Here is a 7,178-nt window from a genome sequence, read left to right as displayed (position 1 = left end):
GCGTCGTTTTGTGAAATGAACTTTTCATTTTGAAACGCGCGAACATTTCGATTTGCGGATTATACATAAATATTCCTATGGAAAGACTATCTTCTTTATTCCCAAATGTTATTACATCTCCAATTTTAAATTTAAGATATTCTGGTATTTCAAGCATGAGGTCTAAATCATCTGTTTGGCCTTCATAAAATAATCCTTGCTCTGTAAAAACCTCAGGTTCCTCAGATTTTCCATAATGAACTAATCCGCATATATTATATTGATTGTTAATTACATCATAACATAAAATTCTTACACTATTCCCTACGCGTGTAATAATTCTACCTTCTACTTCTCCATTTGTTATTTCTTTCGAAAGTTCCAAATCAAAAGGAACTATTACTAATTTGTTTCCCATCATAAATCAATAATTTCGGTTTTTAAACTTCGTTTTAAATCTTCCATCATGTCGAGCGTATCGTTATTCTTCACATCGAAACATATACCAAGCAATTCAGGAGATTTAGTTGAACGCTGTACTGATAAGTCGCAGGGGCGGTTCCACTTCACCCAGAGAAACATAAACTGGCTTATTGCGCTGTAATGAATCTTCACCGCCACCCTGCGAGGCTTGAACAGGTCAGGCATTTGTTCCAGCGTGAATGAAGATGCCAAACTTTCCGTCATCGCGTGTCATGGGGTCGCATCCTCCAAGAAGTATCGCGCGTTCCTGACAGCGTTCATTCTCGAACACGCAATACTGACACGGATTGTCTAAGCTGGTAATATTGACTACTTCCAGGAATTTTATCGGGGTTCCGTCTGCTAACAGACGGACTTCCCCTGGTTTCATGTCGTTAATCATAATCACATAGCCGATAAAGACAACGGTAACTTACGTTCTTTTCCTTCTTCATCCTTCAGCGTAACCTGAATGAACTGGCAGGTAGGTACGGGGCGATATGCAGCCTTGATGATGTTGATACCGTCGATGAACTCTGCATCGCGGCTGGTGGCTGCCAGCTTCTCCAGTTCGAGCACCTTGTTGGCTTTCAAGGCTCCCTTGCGGTCTTTTGCCAGAAGTCCCATGACTACCTGCACAAGTTCTGCGCTGTTTTCGTCTTTGGCCAGCGTCTTCAGGTACGCCTTCACCTTTTCGATGCCAGCTTCTACGGTGTCGTCCCAGCCCTCGTTTACGCGGTTTCCAAGCGTGATGGACATTGTACCATCGGCTGTGGTGAACGTGTCGCTCTGACGGTCGTATTTAGTCTTGAACAACTCGTTCTTTGTCTTGATAAGGGTGGCAAAATCTGTGAATACTTCTTCTTTCAGTCGCTCCATTTCGCTGGATAGGTTCTGAAGCTTTGCCACTGCGTGTTGTACCGTCTGGTCTACAAGTTGCTTGTAGGCTTCGCGTTCGTTCTGTACACGGTCTTTTTCGGCCTTTTCTTCTGCTTCCAACTGTGCTTTCAGTGCTGCTCTCTGTTCTGCGGTCAATGCTTTTAAATCAATCATAATTACTTGTTTTTAAAGGTTAATAAAATTCTGTATAATAAAGCCGTATAGGCCCTCTGTTCCGATAGATGCGCATGTAGTATGCTCTTACTTCGCTAAGGTTGTCCGTATCGTGGCGGCACCTCACTGCCAGGTGATGACCCAGTACGTTAATCACTACGCGCCACACTCTGTATTTCTTTCTCATATCGTTCCTTCCGTGCTATAGGTTATCTTTCCTTTATTCTTTCCGGTCACGAGGCGGTAGTTTTCCTTCGCCTCGCGATTCAGTTCATCGTACCTCTTTACGAGGGTGCTTCTTTCGGCCACCAGGTTACGGAACTGCTGTCCCGTCATCTCTCGGCTTCCTATCTGCGCATTAATACGGTCGATGCGTTCCTCTATGCGGGGTAGTTCGTCCAGGATGTAGTTAATGCGGTTTATGCGCTGGTCGTTTACGTCGTATTCAGCCATTCTGTTTTCGTTTAATAGATTCAAGTTTCGGTATCAGTGCGGACAGTTCTTCGCTGTCCAGTTCGTAAAGAGGCTTCCCGGCGATGCGAGGGCTGCGAAGGTAGGCGTTTACCGCATCCCAGGAAGAGGTATCTACTCCAATCTGCTGAAGGCGTTTCAGCACCGCGCTGCGCTGCCATTTCAGCGACTTCTCGATAAGCCTTTCGGCCACCGGCTTGATGGTGGTGTTGGCTCCGGTGATGTAACCAGCCAGGTACTGCGACTCGGCGTAGGTGAGTTCCTTGGTGGTGTCGGTACGTCCGTCGGTCAGCTCCAGGATCAGTGCGCGGTACTGTTCCTCCGACAAGCCGTAGCGTGCATACAGCACGTGCAGCTTCTTAATCATCCATTTCGGTATCATTCTCTTTGTTGTTTCCATCAGTTTCTTTTTTAGTTCCATTTTCGAGCCAGAACTGGCGGTATCCTTTGTCCCATATCACGAAGAATCCTTTCGGACCTCCGTTACCACGGCCTACGTACGATGCCTTGAAGTGTTCTATGTGGATGCGCTTGAAGGCATCTTTCTTCAGGTCGTAGGCCGTATCGCCGTCCACATCGTTTCCTTTCATGTGGGAGATGTAGACAAACACTTTCTTCTTGAACTTTCTTCGAAGCTCGATGAAGTCGGCCGCACGCACGCGGTACAGGTCGATGAAGTATTGAAGGGAGTCAATGATTATCACGTCTGCACTGCGCTGCTTTCTCAGTTCTTCCTTCAGTTCTTCCGGATGGCAGGAGTCGGTGAATGAGATACGGCTGCATCCGCTACGTATTCCTGCGTTGGCCAGTGCCTGCTGGAAGTCGTAGCTGTCGCCCATCTCCAGCGACACGAACAGCACCTTTTTCCCGATTTCATCGAACTCCTTGGCCAGCTGAAGGCAGAAGGAAGATTTACCCTGACCGGACTTTCCGTATACTATCCAGTTTCCCGTAGCCTCCGTTTTGCCGAACAGGTCGGCAAAACGTGGGGAAAACGGCACAAAGTCGTACTTCCGGTCTTCTATGTTCTTGATGCTCCAGTTTCTCATAACTCTCCATTTTGTACCTGACGGCGGATTAACTTATCCATGATCATTCCTTCCAGCTCGCGAAGGTCGTCAACAAACCACACGGCTTTCCGTGAGTCTTCCGTGGGATATTTTTCTACCTTGTCAAGCTTTCCCCAGATTTCGTCCTGCTCTTCTGCGTCGGTCACTCCGTTGGCGGCACAGATGGCGCGTACATCCTTCTTCGTGGCTCCCAGCAGGGTGATGTAGTTACGCACTACGCGTCCGTCTATTTCGTCGAATCCGTCCACACGGCCTACGTTGCGCTTGATGTTGCGTCGAAGTGTTTCCGTTCCTACCAGCAGACAGCCCATGCGGTATTTGGTGTCGTCATACAGAGGGATAAGGCAGGTCATTGCACTGTTAGAAAGCTTGCCTGCATCATCGAGCACCAGCACCGGATTACGGTCGTCCATTCCGTTAATTTTGGAGGTTATTTCCTGTAGCATGTCATCCGTATCCGTATAGCGGGTGAAGGTGATACCCAGGCATCGGCCCAGCTTCTGGAGGAACTTCTTAGCCGTCCACTTCCAGCACTTCAGGTAAATAATCGAGTTGTCAGGGCAGGTGTTGTAAAGGTCGATAAGCGAATGTGTCTTCCCGCTACCGCTGCGGCTGCTGATACAGAACCAGCGGTGATTCTTCTTTGCGGCTGTCAGGTAAAGCTTCACCTGCTTGTATGAAGATACGCTTTCTACAATCTTCCAGGTGTTGTCATAGTAGTTAAGTCCTACGGCTATCTTATCAGCCATCGAATCTTCCTTTGCGCCGTACTTACCTGCACGGAACTGGGAGAAGGCAGCGCCCGATACGTCGCACTTGCGTGCCAGTTCTGCGGCCGATGATCCACGCTGAATTAATGTCTCGATGTAGTCTCTAAGTTTGTTTGCGTCCATAGTTCAATATCTTTTTAATGGGTTATTAAATCAGTTTTAAATTATCTTGAAAACCCTGCGTTTGTAGGGTCAAATTCAAAGTCATCTTCATCGTCAGGATAAACCGTGCGTGAGGGGCGTGTGTCGTTTTCCTCGTATTCCACATCCTCGGCGTGAAGGCGGAGTTCGTTACGGTTGTCCTTGTGCTGTCCGCGGCTGTCGGTAATGCAGAAACGCTCCAGAATATTGTGTGCAGGAAGCGCATGGCTGAATACGCTGTCGCGTATGGTGTCGACATCCTTTTCTGCCGTTTCCACGATTTCCTTTTTCAGCGATTCGTTAAATTCATTGATGAGTCGGCGCTGTTCGAAGTGCTCCGGCTTCTGGTCTATCAGTGCCATGGGCACGGCTTCTTTTTCAGAGAGCAGGTAGCGCAGCGTACCGATTTCCTTTCCTTCGTCCTTGGTGCCTTTCTTTCCGGCATTCGTAATGAGCACGTGGCTTGTATCGTCGGGGTCGTAACGTACTACCCAGCTTGTGCCCAGGTGGTCAAGCAGCGAGCGGTCCAGGCTGTCGTAGACGTACTGCATTCCGTTTCGCTCCATGATGATGCCCCTTGACTCCAGTTTGTTGGTTCGTCCGCTGGTCTGCCCCATAAGCAGAAGGTACTGCTCATCGGAGAAACGCATCTTCCGTTCGTCGGGTGTCTGGCTCCATGCCTTCATGTAGGCTTCTATCTTCTTGGCGCGTTCCATCTGCATCACCTCATGAATTCGGCGTATGGCTTCCTGCTCGGTAGGGATAAACTTGCGGTGACTGTTCAGCCATTCCACGTTTGGCTGTATCTCCTTGCTGGAGGTGATGCCGAAGCCTGAGAAGGACGGGAACTTCTGAAAGTATTCCAGAATGAGATACTTGAAGTAAGGTTCCACTATCTTGGCCTGTGCATTCTTGACTTCCGCAGGTGTGAGATACTTCGTCATCTGCTCATAGAAAGGGAAAAGCGATTTCTTGTGGTAGTTGTCGCACTGCATCTGCACCGGAATGTATCGCTCGCCAAATAGTTCACGCGTGTGGCGTACGGCGTTGGTAAGTGCTTCCTTGATAAGGTCGTCACATTCGTTTTCTCCGATGGCGTAACCTATGGGATACTTGCAGCAGGCATCGAGCACTACGACGATGGTTTTGCGATTGTGGTAGGTGGTGCGGCGTTCTTCTCGAACGGTACCTCCCTTGCGTACCTTCTTCACTTCCTCACGCTGGAAGATCATTTCCACATCCCATCCATCGAACACCCAGAAGGTCATCGCGGTAAGCGGAGCCGAACGGCGTACCTGCTTCTTCAGGTTGCTGTTCCATTCGCCTATGCCCCGGCGGCGTGTCTTGGTCACTACATCGTACTTCTGACGGTATGCGCCGATGGTGGCCGGCGACTTGATTTCTTCCAGCCCGAACTCTTCGGCCAGCTTGTTGTATTCCTGCATCACCTGTACGTTGTTCCAGTTCATGTGCAGGCCAAGGAACTGACGGATAAGCGACTCGGCCAGCTTGCTGCGTTCGCTTCCCTTGCGTTCCTTCAGCTTCGATGCGGAATCGTTACCGTAGTTCTTATGGATCACGCTGCGGAATCCGGCTTCATCGCCAGCCTTACGGGCTTCCTCGTATGCCTCGCACTTGCGCTTCAATGATTTCCACGAAGCCGGAAGGTGATGCGGAAACAAGGGTTTTCCCTTGGCGTCCTTCACATCGAGGAGCGACTGACACTGTGCGCCCAGGCGTTCCCACACGTTGATGCGTGTGCTTCCACCTATGGCACTCTGTTTCTGACGGTCGCGAAGGCGAAGCAAAGCTTCCATCACGTTTACCGACAAGGTATATTCGTTTACTTTTTCCTGGGGGAGTGTGTTGTTATCGCCGTAGCGGTATGCCTGGAAGAAAGTGTATGCCCTGTTGTTGTATTCCACTTCCTTCTCCAGCTCGCTCTGCTGGTCGCGGCTTGCCAGTTCTGCATACGGGTCGCCGTATGCTTCTAGGTACTTGCGCTTGATGTCTGGTCTCATGGTTTCAAATTCTACGAGGGCAGGGTTTCCGGGTGTGCTGCGACGGGCGATTATCAGCTGGCCATTACAACGCATGTTGTCAAAATTAGACCTTCCGATAAAGCCTTTTTCGCTTCCGATGTTTCGCTTTGAATCGAATCGAATCAATTCATTAGCCAACACGCAAACCTTATCGTTATATATTACTGCCATTGTTTAAATCTTAGATTGTGCAGCCTCAGGAATCGAACCTGAAGCTAAGCCGCCTGCATCTTTTTGCCTTGTCAATACCTATTGCGTTAAAGATTACTTTACTTCATACCAAAACCAATCCTATGACAAATTCACGTTTCCTGAAAACGTGCAGGTTCTTATAGCTGCGTGTGAGTTATCTGTCTGCCTTGTCCATCTTAATTGCTACGGGAACCAGCGATGCAGACAAGAGTGCGATTCCGGCTATATTCAGCCATCCTTCTGTTAATGTGTTCGCCACTGCAAGGGCGAGTATTGCGATAAGTATGTTTCTTGTTTTCATAAGCTTTCGGTTTTTAAAGACCGTCATATCTTCACAGACGGACGGTTTTTGCTACATTTGTAGCGTTCTAACAACTAAAAAAACTACTGTTATGATTACTCCAAAAATGAAAGACGATGTTATTAACATCTTGTGTTCTGGTACGTTTAATTTTGACGTACATTACAATGTTCCTAAGACTGCTTTTTTAGAAGAACTGGCAGATAAAGATGATCCTTCAAAATCGTTCACTGAAAACCAGCTTGTCTCTATCTTTTCACAGTTTGAAAGGATGGGACTTATCTCTGGATATGCCAACAATTCCAGAACTGTTGAATTTGAGGTGCTTGTTGAAGCTAATGATTTTTATATACACGGAGGTTTTCAAGCACAAGAGGAAATCTTAAAAGCCAATATCGAAAAGCTGAGTCAAGAATTAAACCTTCTTAGCAAACAGCTTTCTCCGGATCTTCTTGAAAAAGCCAACAAACTTGCTGGAATCAGTTCTGCTATCCTCTCGGCGTTGTCTCTTTTTAAGTCCTAACAAATACATTTCCAAATTTCTGATAGGGTCGGATTCGTCAAGGTTACTATATTGGCGATACGACATCCTGTCAGAATATACCTTTTCGCAATCTACATATACGGTTCTTTCCACATAATCAACTGACATCCCTAATTTGCAAGGCTCTCCAACAGAAGTGATTTCTATTTTTAT

11 protein-coding genes and 1 pseudogene are annotated in these 7,178 nt (G+C 47.7%); 1 reads left to right on the top strand and 11 read right to left on the bottom strand.

Annotation, left to right across the window (positions count from 1 at the left end; genetic code table 11):
* The 11 genes and pseudogenes from ACMJ0U_RS12305 to ACMJ0U_RS12255 all read right to left on the bottom strand — a co-directional run.
* Positions 1–400 (bottom strand): annotated as a pseudogene (locus ACMJ0U_RS12305) (hypothetical protein); the annotation flags it as partial.
* Complete coding sequence (locus ACMJ0U_RS12300) at positions 397–654, bottom strand: hypothetical protein (protein ID WP_417130169.1); 258 nt, start codon at positions 652–654, stop codon at positions 397–399. The gene ACMJ0U_RS12300 and the pseudogene ACMJ0U_RS12305, both read right to left, overlap by 4 nt.
* Positions 620–844, bottom strand: a complete 225-nt coding sequence (locus ACMJ0U_RS12295) for a hypothetical protein (RefSeq protein ID WP_417130168.1) — start codon at positions 842–844, stop codon at positions 620–622. The genes ACMJ0U_RS12300 and ACMJ0U_RS12295 overlap by 35 nt, the downstream gene beginning before the upstream one ends.
* A 2-nt stretch (positions 845–846) precedes the next feature.
* Complete coding sequence (locus tag ACMJ0U_RS12290) at positions 847–1,494, bottom strand: DUF3164 family protein (RefSeq protein ID WP_417130167.1); 648 nt, start codon at positions 1,492–1,494, stop codon at positions 847–849.
* 19 nt (positions 1,495–1,513) lie between these two features.
* Positions 1,514–1,681, bottom strand: a complete 168-nt coding sequence (locus tag ACMJ0U_RS12285) for a hypothetical protein (RefSeq protein ID WP_417130166.1) — start codon at positions 1,679–1,681, stop codon at positions 1,514–1,516.
* Positions 1,678–1,947: a hypothetical protein gene (locus ACMJ0U_RS12280; RefSeq protein ID WP_117848648.1), complete on the bottom strand. Its 270-nt coding sequence runs from the start codon at positions 1,945–1,947 to the stop codon at positions 1,678–1,680. The genes ACMJ0U_RS12285 and ACMJ0U_RS12280 overlap by 4 nt, the downstream gene beginning before the upstream one ends.
* Entirely contained in the window at positions 1,940–2,386 is a 447-nt protein-coding gene (locus ACMJ0U_RS12275) for a hypothetical protein (RefSeq protein ID WP_417130165.1), read from the bottom strand. Before ACMJ0U_RS12275 ends, ACMJ0U_RS12280 begins: the two co-directional genes overlap by 8 nt.
* On the bottom strand, positions 2,325–3,014 hold the full coding sequence (locus ACMJ0U_RS12270; protein WP_417130164.1) for a hypothetical protein: 690 nt from the start codon (positions 3,012–3,014) through the stop codon (positions 2,325–2,327). Before ACMJ0U_RS12270 ends, ACMJ0U_RS12275 begins: the two co-directional genes overlap by 62 nt.
* The gene (locus tag ACMJ0U_RS12265; protein WP_417130163.1) at positions 3,011–3,928 is read right to left on the bottom strand and encodes an AAA family ATPase; all 918 of its coding nucleotides are present in this window, start codon (positions 3,926–3,928) and stop codon (positions 3,011–3,013) included. The genes ACMJ0U_RS12270 and ACMJ0U_RS12265 overlap by 4 nt, the downstream gene beginning before the upstream one ends.
* A 41-nt stretch (positions 3,929–3,969) precedes the next feature.
* Positions 3,970–6,159 carry a hypothetical protein gene (locus tag ACMJ0U_RS12260; protein ID WP_417130162.1) on the bottom strand — a complete coding sequence of 730 codons (2,190 nt, stop codon included), beginning with the start codon at positions 6,157–6,159 and terminating at the stop codon, positions 3,970–3,972.
* Between the two features lie 175 nt (positions 6,160–6,334).
* The gene (locus tag ACMJ0U_RS12255) at positions 6,335–6,481 is read right to left on the bottom strand and encodes a hypothetical protein (protein WP_417130161.1); all 147 of its coding nucleotides are present in this window, start codon (positions 6,479–6,481) and stop codon (positions 6,335–6,337) included.
* A gap of 91 nt (positions 6,482–6,572) precedes the next feature.
* Between ACMJ0U_RS12255 and ACMJ0U_RS12250 the strand changes: the two genes are divergently transcribed.
* Positions 6,573–7,004: a hypothetical protein gene (locus ACMJ0U_RS12250; RefSeq protein ID WP_417130160.1), complete on the top strand. Its 432-nt coding sequence runs from the start codon at positions 6,573–6,575 to the stop codon at positions 7,002–7,004.
* The last annotated feature ends 174 nt before the right edge of the window (positions 7,005–7,178 follow it).

Source organism: Phocaeicola sp., from assembly GCF_048170425.1.
Lineage (GTDB): Bacteria > Bacteroidota > Bacteroidia > Bacteroidales > Bacteroidaceae > Phocaeicola.
Note: the sequence above shows the minus strand (reverse complement) of the source record. Positions and strands in the feature narration are given on the sequence as shown.